The organism is Bradyrhizobium prioriisuperbiae (assembly GCF_032397745.1).
In the GTDB taxonomy this organism is placed as follows: domain Bacteria; phylum Pseudomonadota; class Alphaproteobacteria; order Rhizobiales; family Xanthobacteraceae; genus Bradyrhizobium_A; species Bradyrhizobium_A prioriisuperbiae.
Genome location: NZ_CP135921.1, coordinates 2,786,814 through 2,809,305, shown reverse-complemented (window position 1 = coordinate 2,809,305; position 22,492 = coordinate 2,786,814). Strand labels below are relative to the sequence as shown.

Here is a 22,492-nt window from a genome sequence, read left to right as displayed (position 1 = left end):
GCACCAATGCACCCGCGAGGAGTCTTCGATGATTGGTTTAGTTCTAGTGACCCATGGGCGCCTGGCGGACGAGTTTCGCGCGGCGCTTGAACACGTAATGGGACCTCAAAAACAGATCGAGTCGATCACGATCGGCGCTGAAGATGACGCCGATCTGTGTCGCAGCGACATAATCGAGGCGGTGAAGCGCGTCGACACCGGCAACGGCGTCGCGATCCTCACCGACATGTTCGGCGGCACGCCGTCGAACCTCGCGATCTCGTGCATGAGCCGCCCTAAGGTAGAGGTACTCGCCGGCATCAACCTTCCGATGCTGGTGAAGCTCGCCAAGGTTCGTGACGACCTGCCGCTGCCCGACGCCATTGCCGCCGCGCAGGAAGCCGGCCGCAAATACGTGACCATCGCGAGCCGCGTTCTCGCCGGCAAATGACTGCGATGTCGGACGACCAGGGCAAGCCCGACCTCTCGTCCTTGCCCGGCGTTTATACGCGCGAAGTTCCCATTACCAACAAACGCGGCCTGCACGCCCGCGCCTCCGCCAAGTTCGTGCAGATGGTCGAGCAGTTCGACGCCGAGATCTCCGTCACCCGCAATGGCGAGACGGTCGGCGGCACATCGATCATGGGATTGATGATGCTGGCCGCTGGCATCGGCACCACGATTTTGATTTCGGCGAAGGGACGCGAGGCCGAGACGGCGCTCGACGCGATTACGAAGCTCGTCACCAACAAGTTTGGTGAGGAAGAGTAAGGGCGAGGCGCCTCTCAACTCTCGGTGTCATCGTCTGGCTTGACCGGAAAATGCGGTCAGGGCTTTCGAAGCATATTATCCCCACTCCGTCATTGCCGGGCTTGACCCGGCAATCCAGCTTTCTTCGGCACAGCTCGTATTGAGCGCTTAAGCTGGATCCGCGGGTCAAGCCCGCGGATGACGCTGAATGTGGTGAGCCACCTTCCGTCGAGCAGACTGTCAGGATGACGGATCACATCGATTGCCAACTCGCGCCTACTTCGCCAGCACCGCCGGCGGCATGATATAGATTTTCCAGCGCACCAGCGGACCGGAGACGCCGCGGAAGAAGCGGCGCGAGCTCATGTTGAGCTGCTCGGCATTCGGTGCGTTTGTCGCCATCCATTCCTCGCAGGCCGGCAAACGGTTGTCGCCGGTGTCGCAAATGCCGATGAAGCCGTCGCGCTTCGCCTCGTCCAGCGACGTCAGGCCCGATCCCCACGCTTCACCCTGCATCAGGGTCACCGGATGATCGGGACTATAAAAGGTCATTGGCGCCGCAACCTCCATGGTCCCCGCAACCACCGGCCATCGCGAACGAAACCGCTGATGCCAGGCCTCGGTCAGTTGCTGCGCAAGCTGCGATGCCGGGATGCTGGTCGAGCCGACACTGGCTGTGGGCTTGAGATTATAGGCCGCCAGCCATGGCGAGAGGATCGCGAATACAAGCGTCATCGCCAGCCAGATCGCCGCGAGGCGAATCAGCGCGATCCGCTGCACCCGCAGCTGCGGCAGCGCGATGAACGCCAGCGGCCCCAGGAAAAACAGCGGAATGCCCCAGTCGGTCTTGATGTGGATGGTCAGGATGGCACCCGCGATCGGCGGCACAAAACCGACAATGGCCAGGATCATCCAGACATTGCGCGCCTGCGCGAGATTGACGCCGGCGCCTGCGGGCACGGCGGCGCGTGGCCGGAACGGCATCCAGCCCAGCGCCAGCAGTCCCGCCAGCACCGCCGGGACCAGCAGACCGATATTGTGTCCGATATAGGTCAGCGCCAGCTGCAGGCTCAGCGTCCGGGAGGAGATTTCATAGATGTCGCCCGCATAGACGATCGGCGCGAAGTGAACCTGGACCAGCCACCACAGATGCGGAATGAAGCCGACCAGCAGGGTAACAAGCGCAACCCACGGCGCGGGTGAGGCGATGAACCGCAACCGATCCGGATGCGCCAGTGCCGCAAGACCGACTCCGCCGATGACGGTGATCGCCCAGTATTTCGTCATCATGCCGGCGAGCGCCGCAAGCCCGAGCCACAGGCCGGAGCGTACATCGCGCCGCTCGAATGCGTGCAGATAGGCCAGCACGATCAGCGGCAGGGTGACCAATTGCAGCAGGTCGGCGTTGTATTTGAAGCCCTTGAAATTGAAGATCGGGTAGATCGCGAGCATCACTACCGTGAGGAAGGCACGCCGGCGGTCGACCACCCGCACCGCGATATGCCAGCAGATCACAAGGCTAACACCGAGTGTCGCCATCGCCAGCGCATAGGTGGACCAGTCCTGGACCGGGAACAGCTTGAACCAGAGCCCCGCAAGCCAGCCCGACAGCGGCGGGTGCTTGCCATAACCGAGCAAAAACTGCTGGCCCCAGCCATAGGCCTCCGCGACGTCCATGTGGACGTCCTGGGCGGCCTTCAGCGACGTCAGGATGACGGTCCAGAGCACCGCGTGCAGCAGGGCGAACCAGAGCACGAACGCCGGCGCGGTCTTGGCGTCGGTGGCGCCCATGGCGAACCGGGCCGCCAGATACCGTAGGCCACCCGCGCGCCGGGGGCGCGGAGCCGATCGGGCCGCAGCGGATTGAACCCTTGCCATGATAAATTCCTCTGGCGTTGCTAAAGCATTTTTCCCGGCGCGATGGAATCCGGCCCGCAACGCGAATTCGTCTTATTTCTCCATAGTGTTATGGAGCCCCAATTCTGGCCGGAATCAGGCCACTAGCCTTGCCGCACGGGGGCGTGAATGCTATCCCGCGCGCATGGCCACCGCACCTATTTCCAACATCCGCAATTTCTCCATTGTCGCCCATATCGACCATGGGAAGTCGACCCTTGCCGACCGCCTGATCCAGACCACGGGCGGGCTGGCGGACCGCGAGATGAAGGAACAGGTGCTCGATTCGATGGATATCGAGCGCGAGCGCGGCATCACCATCAAGGCGCAGACCGTGCGCCTGAACTATCATGCCAAGGACGGCAAGGATTACATCTTCAACCTGATGGACACGCCCGGCCATGTCGACTTCGCCTATGAAGTCAGCCGGTCGCTGGCCGCCTGCGAGGGCTCGCTCCTGGTGGTCGACGCCAGCCAGGGCGTCGAAGCGCAGACGCTGGCCAACGTCTACCAGGCGCTCGACAACAATCACGAGATCGTGCCCGTCCTCAACAAGATCGACCTGCCGGCGGCCGAGCCCGACAAGGTGAAGCAGCAGATCGAGGACGTGATCGGCATCGACGCCTCCGACGCGGTGATGATCTCGGCCAAAACCGGCATCGGCATCGGCGATGTGCTGGAAGCCATCGTCACCCGCCTGCCGCCGCCGAAAGGCGACCGCGACGCCACACTAACCGCGCTGCTGGTCGACAGCTGGTACGACGTCTATCTCGGCGTCGTCGTGCTGATCCGCGTGGTCAACGGCGTGATGCGCAAGGGCCAGCGCATTCGCATGCTCGGGACGCAAGCGGCCTATGACGTGGAACGCGTCGGCTTCTTCACCCCGAAAATGACCCAGGTCGATGAACTCGGCCCCGGCGAAATCGGTTTCATCACCGCCGCGATCAAGGAAGTCGCCGACACCCGGGTCGGCGATACCATCACCGACGACCGCAAGCCGGTCACCCAGATGCTGCCCGGGTTCAAGCCGGCGATCCCGGTGGTGTTCTGCGGCCTGTTCCCGGTCGACGCCGACGACTTCGAGACGCTGCGCGCCGCGATGGGCAAGCTGCGGCTGAACGACGCCAGTTTCTCGTTCGAGATGGAAACCTCCGCGGCGCTGGGCTTCGGCTTCCGCTGCGGCTTCCTCGGCCTGCTGCACCTGGAGATCATCCAGGAGCGGCTGAGCCGCGAGTTCAACCTCAACCTGATCGCCACCGCGCCATCGGTGATCTACAAGATGCGCCTGAACGACGGTTCGGAAATCGAGATCCACAACCCGGTCGACATGCCGGATGTGGTCAAGATCGCCGAAATCCAGGAGCCGTGGATCGAAGCCACCATCCTGACGCCCGACGACTATCTCGGCAGTGTGCTGAAGTTGTGCCAGGACCGCCGCGGCAACCAGAAAGAACTCACCTACATCGGCGCCCGCGCCATGGTGAAGTATGAGCTGCCGCTGAACGAAGTGGTGTTCGACTTCTACGACCGGCTGAAGTCGGTCTCCAAGGGCTACGCCTCGTTCGACTATCATCTGACCGACTACAAGCCGGCTGACCTGGTGAAGATGCAGATCCTGGTCAACAACGAGCCGGTGGATGCTCTTTCCATGCTGGTGCATCGCACCCGCGCCGAAGGCCGCGGACGCGCCATGGTCGAGAAGATGAAGGAGCTGATCCCGCCGCACATGTTCCAGATCCCGATCCAGGCGGCGATCGGCGGCAAGGTGATCGCGCGCGAAACCGTGCGCGCGCTGCGCAAGGACGTCACCGCGAAGTGTTACGGCGGCGACATCACGCGCAAACGCAAACTTCTGGAGAAGCAGAAGGAAGGCAAGAAGAAGATGCGGCAGTTCGGCAAAGTCGACATCCCGCAGGAAGCTTTTATTGCCGCGCTGAAGGTGGACAGCTGATCCAGGCCTCCTGAAAGCGATCACATGCGCCTGAGCAGCTGCCACAACTTCCACGACTTCCGCCGGATCGCCAAGCAGCGCCTGCCGGCACCGATCTTCAATTACATCGACGGCGCGGCCGACGACGAAGTCACGCTCCGGCGCAACACCACGGCGTTCGACGACTGCGACCTGGTGCCGAATGTGCTGCGCGGCGTGGCCGACGTGGACATGTCGGTGACCGTGATGGGCCAGAAGCTGGCGATGCCGGTGTACTGCTCGCCGACCGCGCTGCAGCGGCTGTTTCATCATCAGGGCGAACGCGCGGTGGCCGCGGCGGCGGGCAAATACGGCACCATGTTCGGCGTCTCCTCGCTCGGCACCGTCAGCCTCGAAGAGGCGCGCAAGCTCAGCGGCGGACCGCAGGTCTACCAGTTCTATTTCCACAAGGATCGCGGCCTGAACCGCGAGATGATGGCCCGCGCCAAGCAGGCCGGCATCCAGGTGATGATGCTGACGGTGGACAGCATCACCGGCGGCAACCGCGAGCGCGACAAGCGCACCGGCTTCGCCATTCCCTTCAAGCTCAATCTCGCCGGGATCGCCCAGTTCGCGATCAAGCCGTTTTGGGCGCTCAACTACATCACCCATGAGTCGTTCAAGCTGCCGCAGCTCGACACCCATGTCGACATGGGCGGCGGCGTGATGTCGATCAGCAAATATTTCACCGAGATGCTGGACCCGTCCATGACCTGGGACGACGTCGCCGAGATGGTGAAGCACTGGAACGGACAGTTCTGCCTGAAGGGCATCATGTCGGTGGAGGATGCCAAACGCGCGGTCGACATCGGCTGCACCGGCATCGTGCTGTCCAATCACGGCGGCCGCCAGCTCGACGGCTCGCGCACCGGCTTCGACCAGCTGGCCGAAATCGTCGACGCCGTCGGCGACAAGATCGATGTCATGATGGATGGCGGCGTGCAGCGCGGCACCCATGTGCTCAAGGCGCTGTCGCTTGGCGCCAAGGCTGTGGGCCTCGGCCGCTATTACCTGTTCCCGCTGGCGGCGGCCGGACAGCCCGGCGTCGAACGCGCGCTGGAGCAGATGCGCATCGAGATCGAGCGCGCCATGAAATTGATGGGCTGCACCTCGGTCGACCAGCTCACACGGCAGAACTTGCGCTTTCGCCGGTAGCAGCTTCCGCCCGCTCGGCGAGCTATCCTCATAGGACTAAATTCCGAGAATGGGCGGTAGCACCTCACCTCCCCGCCGATTGACTCTCCGTATCCCGCAGCGGACCATCGCACCGCCTGTGATCCCGCAGAGTCAACGGCAGAGGAAAGACGTTCATGGCTTACAAGTTCGAGGTCTACAAGGACAAGGCCGGTGAGTTTCGTTTCCGGTTCAAGGCGCCGAACGGCGAAAACATGTTTGCATCGGAAGGCTATGCGCAGAAAGCCTCCGCCCTGAGCGCAATCGACTCCATCAAGAAGAACGCCCCCGGCGCGGCCGTCGACGACCAGACCAAGTAAGCTGAATATATCTTGCTGACACGCAGAGCCCCGGCCCGGTGCCGGGGTTTTACGTTCGCGCCGGGGCGCGCGTCGGGCGTGCCCGATCAGGCCACCAGGATGCGGCCTGCCCCGCGCGACGTTCGCTGGGCAGTCAACAGTTGCACGATCTCATCGTTCGGCCGTGCCTTGCTAAACAGATACCCCTGCCCCTCGTGGCAGCCTTCCGTGCGCAGGCAGCCGAGCTCCGCTTCGGTTTCCACACCCTCGGCGGTGATGGTGACACCGAGCCCTTTGCCGAGGCTGATGATGGAGCGGACGATCGCCTGCGCATCGCGGTTGCTGCCGAGATCGCGCACAAACGACTGGTCGATCTTGATCTTGTCGAACGGGAAGCTGCGCAGATAACTCAGCGACGAATATCCGGTGCCGAAATCGTCCATCGAGATGCGCACGCCCAGTGCGCGCAGCGCATGCAAGGTGGCGATCACCTCGTCGCTCTTTTCCAGCAACAGGGTTTCGGTGATCTCCAGTTCCAGCCGCCTGGCCGACAGGCCCGACTGCTTGAGCGCGTCCATCACCACCGACAACAGGTTGCCGGCACGAAACTGCAGCGGCGACAGGTTCACCGCCACGCGCACGTCGTCGGGCCAGGTCGCCGCATCCAGGCATGCGCGCCGCAGCACCATGGCGCCGACCGCATTGATCAAGCCGGTCTCCTCCGCCACCGGAATGAACTCGGCCGGAGAAATCATGCCGCGTTCGGGATGAGGCCAGCGCACCAGGGCCTCGAAGCCGGTGATGCGCCCGCTCTTGAGATCGACCAGCGGCTGATAATGCGGCTGCAGGACGCCGCCGGCGATGGCCGCGCGCAGATCGCTTTCGATGCGGCGGCGGGCCTGGGCGCTGGCGTCCATGCCCGGCTCGAAAAAGCTGTAGTTGCCGCGGGCTTCGCGCTTGGCGCGGGACAGTGCCATGTCGGCGCTTTTCAGCAGCTTGTCGGATTCGTCGCCGTCGCCCGGCGCCAAGGCAATGCCGATGCTGGCACCGATCACCACCGAATGGCCGCTGAACAGATAAGGCTGGCTGACCACGTCGAGCAGGCGCTTGGCCAGCAGCACGACGTCTTCCGGGCGGCCGATCTGGCTTTGCACGATGGCGAACTCGTCGGAGCCAAGACGCGCCACCGCGTCTTCGTCGCGCAACGACGAGCGCAGGCGCTTGGTAACGCTGCGCAGCAGATCGTCGCCGATGTCGTGTCCCAGCGTGTCGTTGATGGTCTTGAAATTGTCGAGGTTGAGATACAGCAGCGCGACCTTTTCGCCGGAGCGGCGGGTGCGGGACAGAATCTCATCCAACCGCTGCCGCAACAGGTTGCGGTTGGGCAGGCCGGTGAGGCCATCATGCTGCGCGACGAATGTCAGCCGCTCTTCCGCCCGCTTGCGCTCGGTGATGTCCATCAGCGCGAGCAGAATCACCGGACGGTTGTCATAGATCAGATGCCGCGAATAGATCGCGAGATCGATCAGGGTGCCGTCGGCCTTGACGTGTTTCCAGGTGCGCGCGGTGGTCTCGTCCTCGGTATGATCGCCCATCCACGGCAGTTCGGCCTCGAACGCCTGAATATGGCGGATGGTGAGTTTTTCGAAATCCACCTTGCCATAGCCGTAATGCGCAATCGCGGCATCGTTGACACTGAGGATCTGCGCATCCAGCGGATCGCAGACGATCATCGGCACCGGGTTGCCCTCGAACAGCAGGCGGAACGACGCCTCGCGCTGCTTCAATTCGGTGATGTCGACCCGCAGGCCGATCACGCCGCCGTCGCTGGTCAGCCGCTCCTCGATCAGGATGCAGCGGCCATCGGCGAGGGTCTGTTCATGACGCCCATCGGGGTGCTGCAGCTTCTCGAGCCGCTCGGCGAGCCATTCTTCCTCGCGCCCCTGCGCCTCGGCATAATCGCCACGTTCGACGCCGATCCGCAGCGTATCTTCGAGACGCGCCCCCGGCTTGAACAGATCGGCGCTGCGCCGATAGATGTCTGCATATTTCTTGTTCCAGAGGATGTAGCGACCCTCGGAATCCAGGAACACAATGCCTTCGGGCAAGAGGTCGATGGCTTCGCGCAACCGCTCGTGCGCCCGGCGGGCTTCGGCCACCGCATGGTCCGCTTCCGCGCGCATGCGCTCAATGTCACTGGTGTGTGGGCCACGCCCGGCAAGACGGGGCACAGTCCGCAGCAGCGGACGTACAACACGACGGCCAAATGGCTTGCTGAATTTTTTCTTACCGACAGTCGTTGGCCGCTTCTTCGGCATTCCTACGCCCCACTTCGCATCCTGCGACCACGTGTTGTCGGCCAAGTCTCTGAAAAAACGGTATCTTGGGATCGGATCGGCGGCTGAAGGATCGGGGAAAACACGGCCCGCATCCGGGACACGACGCCCATCTGCCGCGCAGTTTTTCTGCACCGCCACCGCCAAGTGACGGTTTTTAAGACAATATCTCCATTTCGCGCGCATCCGGCGGGGCTGGGAAGCGCCGTCACGCGCGCACGAGATGTTGTGGTTCGGCCGCCGCCCGAAATGGCGCCATTCATCTTCAGGGTAAACAAAGTGTTGCGCAGTTACGGCGAACTGATCGTGCGGCGGCGGTGGTTTGCGCTATAAGACGGACCGCATGCAGATCCGCCGACTGATTCTCTGTCTTCTGGTGCCGGCCGCCGTTGCCGCCTCCATGTCCGTCGCCGCATGGGCGCAGGACAAGGGAACGCTCGATCCCAAGCCGCTGCCGCCCCTCGCCAACCCGAACGATCCGCACGTCGCCGCGAAGGAACTGTTCGGCCGCAAACCGCAGCCGACGCCGCTGGCGGCGCGATCGATCGGGTTTTACGCCAAGGGCTGTCTTGCCGGGGCACAGGCGCTGCCGATCAACGGCCAGACCTGGCAGGTGATGCGGCTGTCGCGCAACCGCAACTGGGGCAATCCGGAGCTGATTGCGCTGCTGGAGAAACTCTCCACCAAGGTGCAGAAGGTCGCGGGCTGGCCGGGACTGCTGATGGGAGACATGTCGCAGCCGCGCGGCGGCCCGATGCTCACCGGCCACGCCAGCCACCAGATCGGCCTCGATGCGGACATCTGGCTGACGCCGATGCCCAACCGCATGCTGTCGCGCAACGAGCGCGAGGAGATGTCGGCGATCAACATGGTGGCGTCGAGCCGGCTCGACGTCGATCCGAAGACATGGACGCCGAAACACCTCTCGGTGATCCGCGCCGCCGCCGAAGAGCCGGAGGTGGAGCGCATCTTTGTCAACGCCGCGATCAAGAAGGCGCTGTGCCGCGAGGCCAGCGGCAACCGCGCCTGGCTCTCCAAGGTGCGGCCGATGTACGGCCACGATTATCACTTTCATGTGCGCATCAAATGCCCGGCGGGCAATGCCGACTGCACCCCGCAGGAGCCGCCGCAAAACACCGACGGCTGCGGCCACGAGCTCGACTACTGGTTCAGCGACGCCGTGCTGCATCCCAAGCCGCCGACCACGCCGCCAAAGCCGAAGCCGCCGCTGACGATGGCGGACTTGCCGGCGGCCTGCAAACAGGTGCTGCTCGCGCCTTGAACGAATGGCCATCAGCCGCTTCGTCGCGCCGACCAGGTTTCGTGACGATTACATGCCCATCAGTCGCGGCCGACCAATTCGATCCTATCGCTCGCAGCTCCCGCACAAGCGGTCGGGCTCGGCAGATATGAAGCCCGCTTCAAGAGCCGTCGTGCGACGCCATAACTCTTTGACCCCGCAGCTATTCCCCGCTAGTTTCCGCGCGTTCTCCCGGTCGGCCGTAAGCCAGCCGGGATCGCGGGACGGCGCTCCTGCATCATTATCCGGATAATTGTACGCGGGCGCACACGGTGCGCCACGCCGATGGAGCGCTTTCATCATGATTCGTCTTGTGTCCCGCCTTCTCGTCGCGGCGTTGCTTTGCGGCGCGGCGATCTCCCCCACTTTGGCCCAGGAGAAAACCCTGACGGTTTTCGCCGCCGCCTCCATGAAAAACGCGCTCGACGATGTCGACGCCGCTTACCTCACCAAGGCCGGCGTCAAGATCAACGCCAGCTATGCCGCAAGTTCGGCGCTGGCGCGGCAGCTCGAACAGGCCGCGCCGGCGGACGTGTTCCTCTCGGCCGACACCGACTGGATGGATTACGCCACGCAGAAGAAGGTCATCAACGAGAGCACACGGGTCAACCTGCTCGGCAACAAGATCGTGCTGATCGCCCCGAAGGATTCCAAGATCGCCAACGTCACGATCGGCCAGGGCTTCAATCTCGCCGAGCTCGCTGGCGACGGCCGCATCGCCACCGGCGATGTGGCGTCGGTGCCGGTCGGCAAATATGCCAAGGCGGCACTGGAGAAGCTTGGTGCATGGGACAAGGCGTCGTCCAAATTCGCCATGGCGGAAAGCGTGCGCGCCGCGCTGACGCTGGTGTCGCGTAACGAAGCTGTGCTGGGCATCGTTTATGAGACTGACGCCAAGGTCGATCCCGGCGTCAAGATCGTCGGCGTCTTCCCGGCGGACTCCCATCCCGCGATCATCTATCCGGTGGCAGCGACCACCACCGCCAAGCCCGATACCGCCGGTTACCTCGACTTCCTCCGCTCGTCTGCGGCACGGACCATTTTCGAGAAGTACGGCTTCACGGTGCTGACACGCCCGAGCACTTAAGACCTCCGTGTTCGATATCTCTCCGACGGAATGGACGGCGATCCTGCTCTCGCTCAGGGTCGCCGTGATCGCGACGCTCGTGGCCACGCCAATCGGGATCGCCGTGGCGTGGCTCCTGGCCCGGCGTGATTTCTGGGGCCGCGCCCTGCTCGATGCAGTGGTGCATCTGCCGCTGGTGCTGCCGCCGGTGGTCACCGGTTATCTGCTGCTGCTCTCATTCGGGCGCCGCGGCCTGATCGGCGCCTGGCTCGCCGACCATCTCGGCATTGTGTTTTCATTCCGCTGGACCGGCGCGGCGCTGGCCTGCGGCGTGATGTCGTTTCCGCTGCTGGTGCGCCCGATCCGGCTGTCGATCGAGGCGGTGGACAAGCGATTGGAACAGGCGGCAAGCATGCTGGGTGCCGCGCCATGGCGCGTGTTCCTGACCGTGACGCTGCCGCTGGCGCTGCCCGGCATCCTGGCCGGCATGGTGCTGGGATTCGCCAAGGCGATCGGCGAATTCGGCGCCACCATCACCTTCGTCTCCAACATTCCCGGCGAGACCCAGACGATTTCCTCGGCGATCTATGCGCTGATCCAGACCCCGGACGGCGACCGCGCCGCGCTGCGGCTGGTGGTGATCTCGGTTGGAATCGCAGTGGCGGCATTGATTGCGTCGGAGTGGTTTGCGCGCCGCGCCACCCGCCGCCTGCACGGATTGTAAACAATGCTGCAGGTCAATGTGTTCAAGCAACTGGGCGACTTCTCGATCGAGACCGCGTTCGAGAGCCAGGGTCGTGTCACCGGCCTGTTCGGCACCTCGGGTGCCGGCAAGACCTCGCTGGTCAACATGATCGCGGGCCTGCTGCGGCCTGACCGCGGCACGCTCTCGATCGGGGACGACATCATGGATGACGCCGCGGCGAAGCTTCATGTGCCGCCGCACCGCCGCCGCATCGGTTACGTGTTCCAGGACGCGCGGCTGTTTCCGCACCTCAGCGTGCGCGGCAATCTCGACTACGGACGGCGGATGAACGGATTTGCGTATGACGCGACCGCCGAGCAGCGCATTGTCGATCTGCTCGGCATCGAGGCGCTGCTGGATCGCCGCCCCGGCGCGCTGTCCGGCGGCGAGCGCCAGCGCGTTGCCTTCGCCCGTGCGCTGCTCGGGCGGCCGAAACTGCTGCTGCTGGACGAGCCGCTGGGCTCGCTCGACGGCGAACGCAAGGCCGAAATCCTGCCGTACCTGGTGAAGCTGCGCGACGAAGCCGGCGTGCCGATGGTCTATGTCAGCCACGACGTCGGCGAACTGCGGCTGCTCGCGTCCCACATCGTGGTGCTGAAGCGCGGCCGGATCGTCGCCTCGGGCGGCGCCGAGGTGCTGCCTGGTTAAACCTCGACCACCGACGACCAGGCGCGGCGCAGCGCGGTCCGGACTTTGGCTTTGCGGCTCGCCGGCACAGGCGCGGGCTCGTCTTCGTCTTCCGGCAGGCGCAGGCCGACCACATTGACGCGATTGCCGCTGATGTTGCGCGCCACCAGCACGATGGAGTCCAGCGGCAGGGTGGCGCCGGCCTTCGGCGCGTGATCGAGATGGACATCGAAATAGTCGGCGAGTGTCAGTCCCGACTCGCTCGGTGCGACGATCACACCATAGGTGTCCGACAGCGCGCCCAACGTGATCTCGCCGGACACCATGAAATCGCCGAGCAGGTGCGGATCCGGTGCCGCGGTCAGCGCCATGTCACTGAAGAAACGATCGAGCGCCTCGGCTTTTTCCGGCGGCGCCAGCAGATAGACATAGTCGCCGGCGACCACCGGCTCGGCTTCCTGCGGCGACAGGATTTTTTCCTTGCGGATCACCAGGGTCGGTTTCGACCAGGACGGGATGATGCCACGGCGCAGGAACAGACTGTTGGGACGCACCGCATAACCGACCAGTTGCTGCTCGAGCTGGCCCGGCAGGTCGAGCTCGACCCGTCGCGGCGCGCGATCGGCGGTGCGCGGCAGCGCCACATGGAGCCGTCGCGCCGCGGGCCCCAGCGTCCAGCCCTGCAGCAGCAGCGAGATCGCCACCACCACAAAGGCCACGTCGAAATAAAGATAGGCCTTGGGCATGCCGACCAGCAGCGGAATGGAGGCGAGGAAGATCGCGACCGCGCCGCGCAGGCCGACCCAGGCCATGAACACCTTTTCGCGCCAGTTGAAGCGGAACGGCGCGAGACAGATGAAGACCGCGGCAGGACGCGCCACCAGCATCAGCATGGCGGCGACCGCGATCGCCGGCAGCATGCTGCCAATCAGCCGCTGCGGCGACGCCAACAGACCCAGCAGCACGAACATCACGATCTGGGCAAGCCATGTCGCCGCATCCAGAAACACCACCACGGAATTGTGCGCCCGGGTCGGCCGGTTGCCGATGATGATCCCCGCCAGATACACCGCCAGAAAGCCGGAGGCGTGGGAGATCTGCGCCAGGCCGAAGATCACCAGCGCCGCGGTGGTCACGAACGGAGCATGCAGCCCCTGCGGCAGGGCGACGCGATTCAGCGCCAGCACCACCAGCCGGCCGCCCACCAAGCCGACGATGCCCCCCAGCACCGCCTCCTTGGCGAACTGCCAGGCGACCTGGCCGACCGAGCTGTGGCCGATCGTGAGAATTTCGACCAGCACCAAAGTGAGAAACACCGCGAACGGATCGTTGGTGCCGGATTCCGCCTCCAGCGTCGCACCGACGCGCGGCCGCAATCGCAAGCCCTGCGCATGCACCAGCAGAAACACCGCCGCTGCATCCGTCGAAGCCACCACCGCGCCCACCAGCAGCGACTCGGTCCAGCTCACATCCAGCGCATATTTCGCCACCGGCGCGGTGATCAGCGCCGTCAGCAGCACGCCGACCGTGGCCAGCATCATCGAAGGCGCCAGCACCGTGCGGATGCTCTGGAATTTGGTCTTCAGGCCGCCGTCGAACAGGATCAGCGCCAGCGCCACCGAGCCGACCAGATAGGTGGTGCCGACATCATTGAACGGAATGCCACCGGGACCGGCCTCGCCGGCGAAGATCCCCAGTGCAAGGAACACGAGCAGCAATGGCGCGCCAAAGCGCAGCGCGACCAGGCTGGACAGGATGCCCGCCATCACCAGAACCGCGCCAAGAAGGATGGCGATGCTGAACGAGTCGAGAGACGCCATTGTCAGCCTGAACGACCTGCTGAAATAACTGGATTTTCATCCTTATAGGCGCCGTGCTGCAACGCCAACTCATTTCTGCCTGTCACTTGCGACAGCTGCGCTGCAGCCACTTTTGGGCCTCATGCACGCGCGCCGACGGATGGCCCTCGCATGCCGGATATGGCATTGCTTCGAATCAGATTTTCACGAACGGCCCAAACCGCGATGGCATGAGATCCGGCGGGCCGCGGGAGACAGCAAGTGGGTGACGACAAGCCGATGGATCTGGAGGCCTTTTATGGCTGGGTGCTCGCGGCATTCCGATCTGTCGGCGCCGAGGTCACCTCGCCCTGGTTCTACACCCAGCTCGGCCTGATCCTGGCCGCGACCGGCGTGGCGCTGGCGGTGGCCGCGGCGCTGCGGTCGCGGATCGACATGACGTCGCTGGCCATGGGCTGGCCGACGCCGCTGCGCCTCCTGGTGCGCGTGCTGGTCGAGAGTTCGAGCACGGCGGTGTTCGCCATCGTGACCCTGATCGTGCGGCTGGTCATGGTGCATCTGACCTGGCCGAGCCGGAGTTATCTGCTGATCACGGCGGCGAGCCTTGCCTTCGCCTGGCTGATCATCCGCCTCGCCACCAGCATGATCCGCAACCAGTTCGCGGTGCGCCTGCTGTCGGTCTCCGCCTGGGCGGTCGCGGCGCTGAGCATTCTCGGGCTGCTGGATTCCACCGTCGATGCGCTGGATTCGGTGGCCGTGGTGCTGGGCGGCATCCGCGTCTCGCCGCTGCTGATCATCAAGACCACCATCGCGATGGCGGTTGCGCTGTGGCTGTCCAGCGTGATCAGCAAATTCCTGGAAAGCCGGATCACCAGTGCGCGGGACCTGACGCCGTCGCTGCAGGTGCTGCTGATCAAGATGGTGCGCTTGCTCCTGATCGTGGCGGCCATCGCCATCGTGCTGGCGGCGGTCGGCATCAATTTGTCGTCGCTGGCGATCTTCTCCGGCGCGATCGGCGTCGGCGTCGGTTTCGGCCTGCAGAAGATCGTCGCCAATTTCGTCAGCGGCATCATCCTGCTGGCGGACAAATCGGTGAAGCCCGGCGATCTCATCACCGTTGGCGATAATTTCGGGCGCATCAGTGCCATGAACACCCGCTATATTTCGGTGGCGGCGGGCGACGGCCGCGAATTCCTGATTCCGAACGAGGATCTGGTCACTCAAAAAGTGACGAACTGGACCTACACCGACAAGAACACCCTGGTGAAGGTGCGCTTCAGCACCAACTACGACGCCGATCCGCGTGCGGTGTGCAAGCTTGCTGTCGAGGTCGCCACCGCCACACCCCGCATCACCAAGCTGAAGCCTCCGAGCTGCCTGATCACGGAATTCGCCGAATACGGCATGAACTTCTCGCTCACCTTCTGGATCGCCGATCCAGATGCCGGCATGGACAATGTGCGCAGCGACGTGATGCTGGCGCTGTGGGAGGCCTTCAAGCGCGAGGGCATCCGCGTGCCCTACCCGGTGCGCGACATCCGCGTGCGCGGCCCGCTGCCGGTCGATGCCGTGATCGAGAATCCAACCTGATATGCTGTTCGCGAACGAACTCGTTCCGGCCACGCTGATCCGGCGCTACAAGCGTTTTCTCGCCGACGTGGAGCTGGCCGACGGCACCCAACTAACAGTCCATGTGGCCAATCCGGGCGCCATGACCGGCCTGCAGCAGCCGGGCGCGCGGGTGTGGCTGTCCAAATCACCCAGCAAGACGCGCAAGCTGCCGTATTCATGGGAACTGATCGAGGCGGATTTCGGCGAGGGCCCCGAGCTGATCGGCGTCAACACCGGGCACCCCAACACCATTGTTGCCGAGGCACTGGCCGCGAATGCGATCCCGGAGCTGTCCGGCTACGCCACCATTCGCCGCGAGGTGAAGTATGGGCAGAATTCGCGCATCGACTTCCTGCTCGAGCACCCGCAGCGCCCGCCCTGCTATCTGGAGGTCAAGAACGTGCATCTGATGCGCCGGCCGGGGCTGGCGGAGTTTCCGGATTCGGTCACCGCCCGCGGCGCCAAGCACCTGGACGAACTGGCCACCATCGCCAAAGGCGGGGGACGGGCGGCTATGCTGTTTGTGATCCAGATGGGCTCGGCCCGCGCCTTTACGCTGGCCCGCGACATCGATCCCGCCTATGGCCGCGCTTTCGACCGGGCCCGGGACGCCGGCGTGGAGGCTTTGGCCTATCGTTGCGCGCTCCGGCAGCATGAAATCGTGCTGGCTGGGCCGGTTCCCATCCAGCGGTGAGGCGCGATCCCTCCGCGTCACGTGACCGCCCCGCATTACCGGTATCTGGCCTGATCGCTTGCGCTCCCGGCCGTATTGCTTAAATTAGGGGGAGATTTCAGGCCTTTTGAGCCTGTTCGCCCCCTCAACACGCCCGTAACGCCACTGGTCCCGAAGACCCTGCATGAATAAGACACCCGCATGAATTATGTTGAAGCCTCCGACGTCTCGCTGCGCAAGACCGGTCAGATCAAGTTGCACGGCCCTGCCGCCTTTGCCGGCATGCGCAAGGCCGGTGCGCTGACCGCCAGGTGCCTCGACGAGCTGGTGCCGCTGGTGCAGCCGGGGGTGCCGACCTCGAAGATCGACGATTTCGTGCGCGAGTTCGCCTTCAGCCATGGCGCCTATCCGGCGACGCTGATGTATCGCGGCTACCGCTATTCCACCTGCACCTCGATCAACCACGTGGTCTGCCACGGCATGCCGGGCGACCGGCTGATGAAGGAAAACGATATCGTCAATATCGACGTCACCCTCATCGTGGACGGCTGGTATGGCGATTCCAGCCGGATGTATGCGGTCGGTCCGATCGCGCGCAAGGCCGAGCGGCTGATCGACGTCACCTATGAAGCGCTGATGCGCGGCGTCGCCGCGGTGAAGCCCGGCGCCACCACCGGCGACATCGGCCATGCGATCCAGAGTTTTGTCGAACCGCAGCAAATGAGCGTGGTGCGGGATTTCTGCGGCCATGGCCTGGGCCGGCTGTTCCACGACGAGCCCAACATCATCCATGTCGGCCGTCCCGGCGAAGGCGTGTTGCTGAAGCCGGGCATGCTGTTCACCATCGAGCCGATGATCAATCTCGGCAAACCGCATGTGAAGATCCTGTCCGACGGCTGGACCGCGGTGACGCGGGACCGTTCGCTGTCGGCGCAGTTCGAACACTCGGTCGGCGTCACCGCCACCGGGGTCGAGATCTTCACCCTGTCGCCGGGCAAGCTGGACAAGCCGCCGTACACGGTGGTTTGAGGGCGACACTCGGAATTTTTGTTGTAGCCCGGATGAGCGAAGCGACATCCGGGATTGTCTTGACGGCCCATCCCCGGATATCGCTTCGCTCATCCGGGCTACAGACCAGCTACTTTAAAATCAGCGCCAGCGTGAACAGGACCGCCGAGATCAGCGGTCCCACCGTGCGCACGTGATTCCAGAACGTCCAATCGCGCAGATAGCCTGACCACAGCGCAGCACTTTCCAGCGTCATGGTCTTGACCGCGGCGAGTGCGTTGTTGAGCGGGACGTTGAAAAACATGGTCACGCCGATGCAGCTGATCAGATAGATCAGGCTGGCAAGCAGCACGAGCTTGCCGCCCGCGTGCCCCCACCAGACGAATGAGCCGGCGATCAGCGCCAGGCAGACCAAACCTGTGCCGAAGAACGCCAGGAAGAATAGCGGATTGATCACGGTGACGTTGATCGCATTCATCGCCGCGATGCCCTGCTCCGGCGCCAGCCGTCCCAGCGCCGCCATCACGAAGGTGGAGAAGGCGTAGAAGATGCCGCCGACCAGGCCGCTGCCGATCGCTGCGGCAAACGTCAGAATGAACATCGAGCGATCAAGCATTGTTGCCTCCCCAGACGCCAGTCGCAGCCGTGCGGCGCACATAGTCTGAAAAACTGCCGGGATTACGCCCGAGCGCACGCTGGATGCCATCGCCGAGCGGAACGTTGCGGCCGTCGAGCACGGTCGTGAACAGGTACATGATCAGGTCGACATAATCGGCCGGCAGATCCAGCCGCTTGAGCTCGGCGCGATAATCTTCCGGAGCGACCTCGATGAAGGCGATGTGGCGTTCGGTCACGGCCGCGATCTCGGCCACCGCGTCGGCGAAGGTCAGCGCCCGCGGGCCGGTGATCTCGTAAAGCTGCCGGGAATGGGCATCGGTGGTCAGCGCCGCGAAGCCGATCTCGGCGATGTCATCGACATCGACAAACGGTTCGGCCGCAAGCCCGCTCGGCAGCACCACCTCGCCCGCCAGGATCGGCTCGAGCAGAAAACTCTCGCTGAAATTCTGGCTGAACCAGCTCGAGCGCAGGATGGTCCAGTCGAGGTTGGTCGCCTGCAGCGCCCGCTCGGCGTCCAGCGCTTCCGGCTCACCGCGGCCGGACAGCAACACCAGCTTCTCGACGCCCATCCCTGCGGCGGTCGCGAAGAACGGCCTGATAATGTCGAGCGCGCCGGCAGCGGCGAGGTCCGGCTGGAACGCAACATACGCTGCCTTCACCCCGGACAGCACCGGCTCCCACGTGCCGCGGTCGGTCCAGTCGAACGCCGGGGTGGCGGAGCGGGACCCGATCCGCACCTCATGCCCCGCCTGACGCATCAAATCCGCCACCCGGCGGCCGGTCTTGCCGGTGCCGCCCAAAATCAAATTCCGCTGGTTAGCCGACATTGAAATTGCCATTTCGCTCTCCCTTTATTAACATGAGTTATGCTCACTTATTAAAAGTGATAAACTCTCATGTTTTGAAAGTCAAGCGGGGAATCCCATGGCTAAAGTGGCGCCAACCAGCACGGCCCCTGATCCGGCCGACGAGGCGACCAGCGGCGCGGCCTTCCGTCACCGGACGCTGGCGCAGCAGCGCAGCCGGGATCGACTCGAGCGGATTCTGGGGGTTGCCTCAGAGCTGATCGCGGCCAAAGGCAGCGATGCGATCAAGATGGGCGAAGTCGCCGAGATGGCGAAGATCTCGATCGGCTCGCTCTATCAATACTTTCCGGACAAGAGCGCGATCATCCGGGCGCTGGCGGAGCGCATCAGTGCGGCGAGCCGGCAATGCATCGAACAGGCGCTGGCCGGTGTCCGCGATCTCGACGGCTTCCTCGCCGCCTTCGCGGGGCTGGTCGATCAGTATTACGCGATCTTTCTCGCCGAGCCGGTGATGCGCGACATCTGGTCGGCCACGCAAGCCGACAAACAACTGAGGGCGCTTGAACTCGAGGAAAGCCGGGCCTGCGCAGTGCTGCTCACCAAGATCATGACGCGGCTTCATCCGGGCGTCGCGCCGGAGAAGATCGCCGCCAGTGCATTGCTGATCTGGCAACTGGGCGAAGCCACCATGCGGCTGGCGATCTCGGTCGATCGCGCGGAAGGCGACGCGCTGGTGGAGGCCTACAAACGCATGACCCTGCGCGAATTGGCGCAGCCCTGATCACGCTTGCGCGCTGGTGAGCGGCGTCCACGCCGCAAGCGCGGCGCGCGCGACATGCTCCAGCTGCTGGCGCGTTGCGCCGTCGCGGGCCTGGATCGACATGCCCTGCTGCACGGTGACGTAGTATCGCGCGATCGCCATCAGATCGGCCTGTGGCGAAATCTCGCCGGCGGCCACACCCTGCTGCAAACGTTGCCGCAAGCCTTCGATGCTCTGCGTGCGCAGGCCGAGCAGTTCGCGCCGTACGGTCTCGGAGTGTTCGGTGGGATGCAGCCCCGACAGCACGACCAGGCATCCCGGCGGCTTGTTTCGCCGCGTGAACACCCGCGCGGTTTGCATCAGGTAGCCTTCCACAGCTTCGTAGGCGGTCTTCGCCTCGGTGACGCTGCCCCAGATTTCCAGGCCCTCGGTGGCGCTGTAGTGCTGCACCGCCTGGCGGAACAGCTCTTCCTTGCTGCCGAACGCCGCGTAAAGACTCGGCGATGCGATCCCCATGGCCGAGGTGAGATCGGTCATCGAGGCGCCCTCATAGCCCTTGATCCAGAACACTTCCATCGCGCGCTGGAGCGCTGCGTCCTTGTCGAAAGTCCTGGGCCGGCCACGTTCCGCCATCTGTCCACCCGATATCTGTGTCGATCATTAAATAATTTACTTGACGCCCTTCCGCAAGCCGCCTATTTCTGTGTCGAACGATACATAAATAGCCATCAACGGCGAAAGGAACCCATCATGAACGTTTTGCAGGGCAAGAAAGCATTGGTTACCGGCGCCAGCCGCGGCATTGGCGCCGCCATCGCCAAACGTTTAGCCGCCGACGGCGCCGACGTCGCCATCACCTATGAAAACTCGGCCGAGAAAGCCCAGGCCGTGGTGAGCGACATCGAAAAGCTGGGACGTCGCGGTTTCGCCATCAAGGCGAACAGCGCCGATCCCGCCGCGGTGAAGGCCGCGGTCGACCGGGCCGCCAAGGAATTGGGCGGCCTCGACATCCTCATCAACAATGCTGGCATCTTCCGTGGCGGCGGTGCGCTCGAGACCATCACCCTTGAAGACATCGACGCAACGCTTGCGGTGAACGTGCGCGCGGTGGTGCTGGCCTCGCAGGCCGCCGCAGCTCACATGGGCGAAGGCGGCCGCATCATTTCGATCGGCAGCAACCTCGCGACACGCGTGCCCGACGCCGGCATGAGCCTCTATTCCATGAGCAAGTCGGCCTTGATTGCCTGGACCCAGGGCCTGGCGCGCGATCTCGGCCCGCGCGGCATCACCGTCAACATCGTGCATCCCGGCTCCACCAACACCGACATGAATCCGGCGGCCGGCGAACAGGCCGAAGCGCAGAGAGCGCGGATGGCGATTCCCCGTTACGGCAAACCGGAAGATCTCGCGGCGCTGGTGGCCTTCGTGGCCAGCCCGGAAGCGCGCTCCATCAACGGCGCAGGCCTTCTCGTCGACGGCGGCGCCAACGCGTGAGCGGTTCGCTCTTAGGGCGGCCACGCAGCGCCGCCCGGATGCCGCGACATCAACACCCCTCCGGACGCCGGCCTGGTGGAAATCAAGGCCGTTGCGTTCGCACCTGTGGCCCGGACTCGATCGAGCCACGTCAGATCTCGGCAAAGATCTCCAGCACATTGCCGTCGGGATCGCGGAAGAACACCGTGCGATGGCCCCAGGGCTGGTCGGTCAGCGGCAGCACCGGTGCGACACCCTTGCTCTCCAGCGACGCCGCGCAGGCCGATACCTGATCGGGGGCAACGCGAAAGGCCAGTTGCAAGGACAACGCGCCTGCCGCCGGCGGCGCATCATTGAACAACACGCCGTGGCGGGTGAGCGCCAGCGTGGTCGCCCCGACGCGATACTCGATCCAGTTGTCACCGAGCGTCCGCTGCAGCGGGAATTCCATCACCATCTCGTAAAAGCGCCGCATCGCGTCCATGTCGCGGGCGAACACCACAGTGTAGTCGATCTGCCTGATCTGGCTCAGCGCGCTCATGGACGGCGTCTCCACATGATTCAATGATCCGTGGAGATAAAGGGGGCGGATAAGATGGTACAAGATAACATCTTATCCTGGTATATCTGGTGCCCGCATGCGGACCGCTCCGAACCGACGCGACGAACTCGCCCGTTTTCTGCGCGACAGGCGCACCCGCCTGAACGCTGCGGACTTCGGCATCGCCGCCGGCGGCCGCCGGCGCACCGCGGGGCTGCGCCGCGAGGAGATCGCCGACGCCGCGGGGATCAGCACCACCTGGTATGTCTGGCTCGAACAAGGGCGCGACGTGAAGGCCTCGCCCCATGCGCTGCGCGCGCTGGGCAAGGCGCTGCGGCTGAGCACACCGGAGCAGACCTACCTGTTCCAGCTCGCCCGGCCCGATCTCGACTGGCGTCCCCGTCTGGCCAAACAGGAGATGCCGTCGGCCAATCTGCTGGCCGTTCTGGAGGGCCTGGCGCCGCATCCCGCTTATATCGTCAACCGTTATGCGCAGGTGGTGGCCAGCAACGATCCGGCACGCCGCCTGCTCGGCCCGTTCGATCCGGCTGACGATTGGGGCGGCAGCCTGATCGCGCGGCTGTTTCTCGATCCGCTGTGGCGCGAACGGTTTGTCGACTGGGCCATCGTGGCGCGATCCGCCGTCGCGCAATTCAGGCTCGCGACCGTGGCGATGGCGGACGATCCGGTGCTGGTGGCAATGATCGTCCAGTTGCAATCCATCAGCCCGGAGTTCGCGGCCTGCTGGAACGATCGCGAACTCGCCGAACCACCGATCTGGCAAAAGAGCGTGCGACATCCGCGCGCCGGCAAGATGCGTTTCGACTTTGCGACGCTGCGTCCCGGCGGCCGCGACGGGGATTTCACCCTCTCGGTCTATACGCCGGCGGACAACGCCAGCCGGGCGGGACTGGCCAAGCTTCTCGCAGCCCCTTTGCCTGTGAAAGCATCAGTCAAACGCGCGGCGGCGCGGCGCGGAGTCTGAATGTTGCGGATGCGAGAGACATGCGCCGTAACGAGACAGGATGCGCGCACGTCGAATTGCATATCTCATCTCCCCAGC

The 22,492-nt window shown here is 64.3% G+C and carries 22 protein-coding genes; 15 read left to right on the top strand and 7 right to left on the bottom strand.

Translation table 11 applies throughout. The annotated features are described in order from the left end of the window. Positions 1-28 precede the first annotated feature (28 nt). Entirely contained in the window at positions 29-430 is a 402-nt protein-coding gene (locus RS897_RS13230; RefSeq protein ID WP_315838628.1) for a PTS sugar transporter subunit IIA, read from the top strand. Continuing rightward, positions 427-750: an HPr family phosphocarrier protein gene (locus RS897_RS13225; RefSeq protein ID WP_407654479.1), complete on the top strand. Its 324-nt coding sequence runs from the start codon at positions 427-429 to the stop codon at positions 748-750. The genes RS897_RS13230 and RS897_RS13225 overlap by 4 nt, the downstream gene beginning before the upstream one ends. A gap of 255 nt (positions 751-1,005) precedes the next feature. On the opposite strand, the gene RS897_RS13220 is transcribed toward RS897_RS13225, so the two are convergent. Next, positions 1,006-2,607, bottom strand: a complete 1,602-nt coding sequence (locus RS897_RS13220) for a glycosyltransferase family 39 protein (protein WP_315836983.1) — start codon at positions 2,605-2,607, stop codon at positions 1,006-1,008. A 163-nt stretch (positions 2,608-2,770) separates the two neighbouring features. Between RS897_RS13220 and lepA the strand changes: the two genes are divergently transcribed. The 3 genes from lepA to RS897_RS13205 all read left to right on the top strand — a co-directional run bounded on the left by lepA (position 2,771) and on the right by RS897_RS13205 (position 6,087). Then, positions 2,771-4,576, top strand: coding sequence for a translation elongation factor 4 (lepA, locus tag RS897_RS13215; protein WP_315836982.1), 1,806 nt, complete (start codon positions 2,771-2,773; stop codon positions 4,574-4,576). Positions 4,577-4,600: 24 nt separating this feature from the next. Then, on the top strand, positions 4,601-5,749 hold the full coding sequence (locus RS897_RS13210; protein ID WP_315836981.1) for an alpha-hydroxy acid oxidase: 1,149 nt from the start codon (positions 4,601-4,603) through the stop codon (positions 5,747-5,749). A gap of 155 nt (positions 5,750-5,904) precedes the next feature. Then, on the top strand, positions 5,905-6,087 hold the full coding sequence (locus RS897_RS13205) for a YegP family protein (RefSeq protein WP_315836980.1): 183 nt from the start codon (positions 5,905-5,907) through the stop codon (positions 6,085-6,087). A gap of 86 nt (positions 6,088-6,173) precedes the next feature. On the opposite strand, the gene RS897_RS13200 is transcribed toward RS897_RS13205, so the two are convergent. Further along, positions 6,174-8,384, bottom strand: a complete 2,211-nt coding sequence (locus RS897_RS13200) for a putative bifunctional diguanylate cyclase/phosphodiesterase (protein ID WP_407654478.1) — start codon at positions 8,382-8,384, stop codon at positions 6,174-6,176. Positions 8,385-8,745: 361 nt separating this feature from the next. Here RS897_RS13200 and mepA point away from each other — a divergent pair, with 361 nt between their 5' ends. The 4 genes from mepA to modC all read left to right on the top strand — a co-directional run bounded on the left by mepA (position 8,746) and on the right by modC (position 12,161). Then, positions 8,746-9,684 (top strand): penicillin-insensitive murein endopeptidase, encoded by a 939-nt coding sequence (gene mepA, locus RS897_RS13195; RefSeq protein WP_315836978.1) that lies wholly within the window; start codon positions 8,746-8,748, stop codon positions 9,682-9,684. Between the two features lie 319 nt (positions 9,685-10,003). Next, entirely contained in the window at positions 10,004-10,789 is a 786-nt protein-coding gene (gene modA / locus RS897_RS13190; RefSeq protein ID WP_315836977.1) for a molybdate ABC transporter substrate-binding protein, read from the top strand. Positions 10,790-10,796: 7 nt separating this feature from the next. After that, the gene (modB, locus tag RS897_RS13185; protein ID WP_315836976.1) at positions 10,797-11,492 is read left to right on the top strand and encodes a molybdate ABC transporter permease subunit; all 696 of its coding nucleotides are present in this window, start codon (positions 10,797-10,799) and stop codon (positions 11,490-11,492) included. 3 nt (positions 11,493-11,495) lie between these two features. After that, positions 11,496-12,161 (top strand): molybdenum ABC transporter ATP-binding protein, encoded by a 666-nt coding sequence (gene modC / locus RS897_RS13180; protein WP_315836975.1) that lies wholly within the window; start codon positions 11,496-11,498, stop codon positions 12,159-12,161. On the opposite strand, the gene RS897_RS13175 is transcribed toward modC, so the two are convergent. Further along, positions 12,158-13,960 carry a potassium/proton antiporter gene (locus RS897_RS13175; RefSeq protein ID WP_315836974.1) on the bottom strand — a complete coding sequence of 601 codons (1,803 nt, stop codon included), beginning with the start codon at positions 13,958-13,960 and terminating at the stop codon, positions 12,158-12,160. The genes modC and RS897_RS13175 overlap by 4 nt on opposite strands. A gap of 258 nt (positions 13,961-14,218) precedes the next feature. Between RS897_RS13175 and RS897_RS13170 the strand changes: the two genes are divergently transcribed. The 3 genes from RS897_RS13170 (at position 14,219) to map (ending at position 17,252) form a co-directional block, all read left to right on the top strand. Continuing rightward, entirely contained in the window at positions 14,219-15,529 is a 1,311-nt protein-coding gene (locus RS897_RS13170; RefSeq protein ID WP_315838627.1) for a mechanosensitive ion channel family protein, read from the top strand. Position 15,530: 1 nt separating this feature from the next. Next, positions 15,531-16,244, top strand: coding sequence for a DNA/RNA nuclease SfsA (gene sfsA, locus RS897_RS13165; RefSeq protein WP_315836973.1), 714 nt, complete (start codon positions 15,531-15,533; stop codon positions 16,242-16,244). A gap of 180 nt (positions 16,245-16,424) precedes the next feature. Beyond that, entirely contained in the window at positions 16,425-17,252 is an 828-nt protein-coding gene (gene map, locus RS897_RS13160; RefSeq protein WP_315836972.1) for a type I methionyl aminopeptidase, read from the top strand. Between the two features lie 109 nt (positions 17,253-17,361). Here map and RS897_RS13155 read toward each other — a convergent pair whose 3' ends face one another. Beyond that, positions 17,362-17,847, bottom strand: coding sequence for an anthrone oxygenase family protein (locus tag RS897_RS13155; protein ID WP_315836971.1), 486 nt, complete (start codon positions 17,845-17,847; stop codon positions 17,362-17,364). Beyond that, positions 17,840-18,688 carry a Rossmann-fold NAD(P)-binding domain-containing protein gene (locus RS897_RS13150; protein WP_315836970.1) on the bottom strand — a complete coding sequence of 283 codons (849 nt, stop codon included), beginning with the start codon at positions 18,686-18,688 and terminating at the stop codon, positions 17,840-17,842. Before RS897_RS13150 ends, RS897_RS13155 begins: the two co-directional genes overlap by 8 nt. 85 nt (positions 18,689-18,773) lie before the next feature. On the opposite strand from RS897_RS13150, the gene RS897_RS13145 reads away from it, so the two are divergent. Next, positions 18,774-19,436 (top strand): TetR/AcrR family transcriptional regulator, encoded by a 663-nt coding sequence (locus RS897_RS13145; protein WP_315836969.1) that lies wholly within the window; start codon positions 18,774-18,776, stop codon positions 19,434-19,436. Here the strand turns inward: RS897_RS13145 and RS897_RS13140 are convergent, their stop codons facing one another. After that, positions 19,437-20,048 carry a TetR/AcrR family transcriptional regulator gene (locus RS897_RS13140; RefSeq protein ID WP_315836968.1) on the bottom strand — a complete coding sequence of 204 codons (612 nt, stop codon included), beginning with the start codon at positions 20,046-20,048 and terminating at the stop codon, positions 19,437-19,439. It lies immediately after the preceding gene. Positions 20,049-20,165: 117 nt separating this feature from the next. Here RS897_RS13140 and RS897_RS13135 point away from each other — a divergent pair, with 117 nt between their 5' ends. Then, entirely contained in the window at positions 20,166-20,909 is a 744-nt protein-coding gene (locus tag RS897_RS13135) for an SDR family NAD(P)-dependent oxidoreductase (protein WP_315836967.1), read from the top strand. 130 nt (positions 20,910-21,039) lie between these two features. Here the strand turns inward: RS897_RS13135 and RS897_RS13130 are convergent, their stop codons facing one another. Further along, positions 21,040-21,429, bottom strand: coding sequence for a VOC family protein (locus RS897_RS13130; RefSeq protein WP_315836966.1), 390 nt, complete (start codon positions 21,427-21,429; stop codon positions 21,040-21,042). 97 nt (positions 21,430-21,526) lie between these two features. On the opposite strand from RS897_RS13130, the gene RS897_RS13125 reads away from it, so the two are divergent. Continuing rightward, positions 21,527-22,414, top strand: a complete 888-nt coding sequence (locus tag RS897_RS13125) for a helix-turn-helix transcriptional regulator (RefSeq protein ID WP_315836965.1) — start codon at positions 21,527-21,529, stop codon at positions 22,412-22,414. Positions 22,415-22,492: the final 78 nt, after the last annotated feature.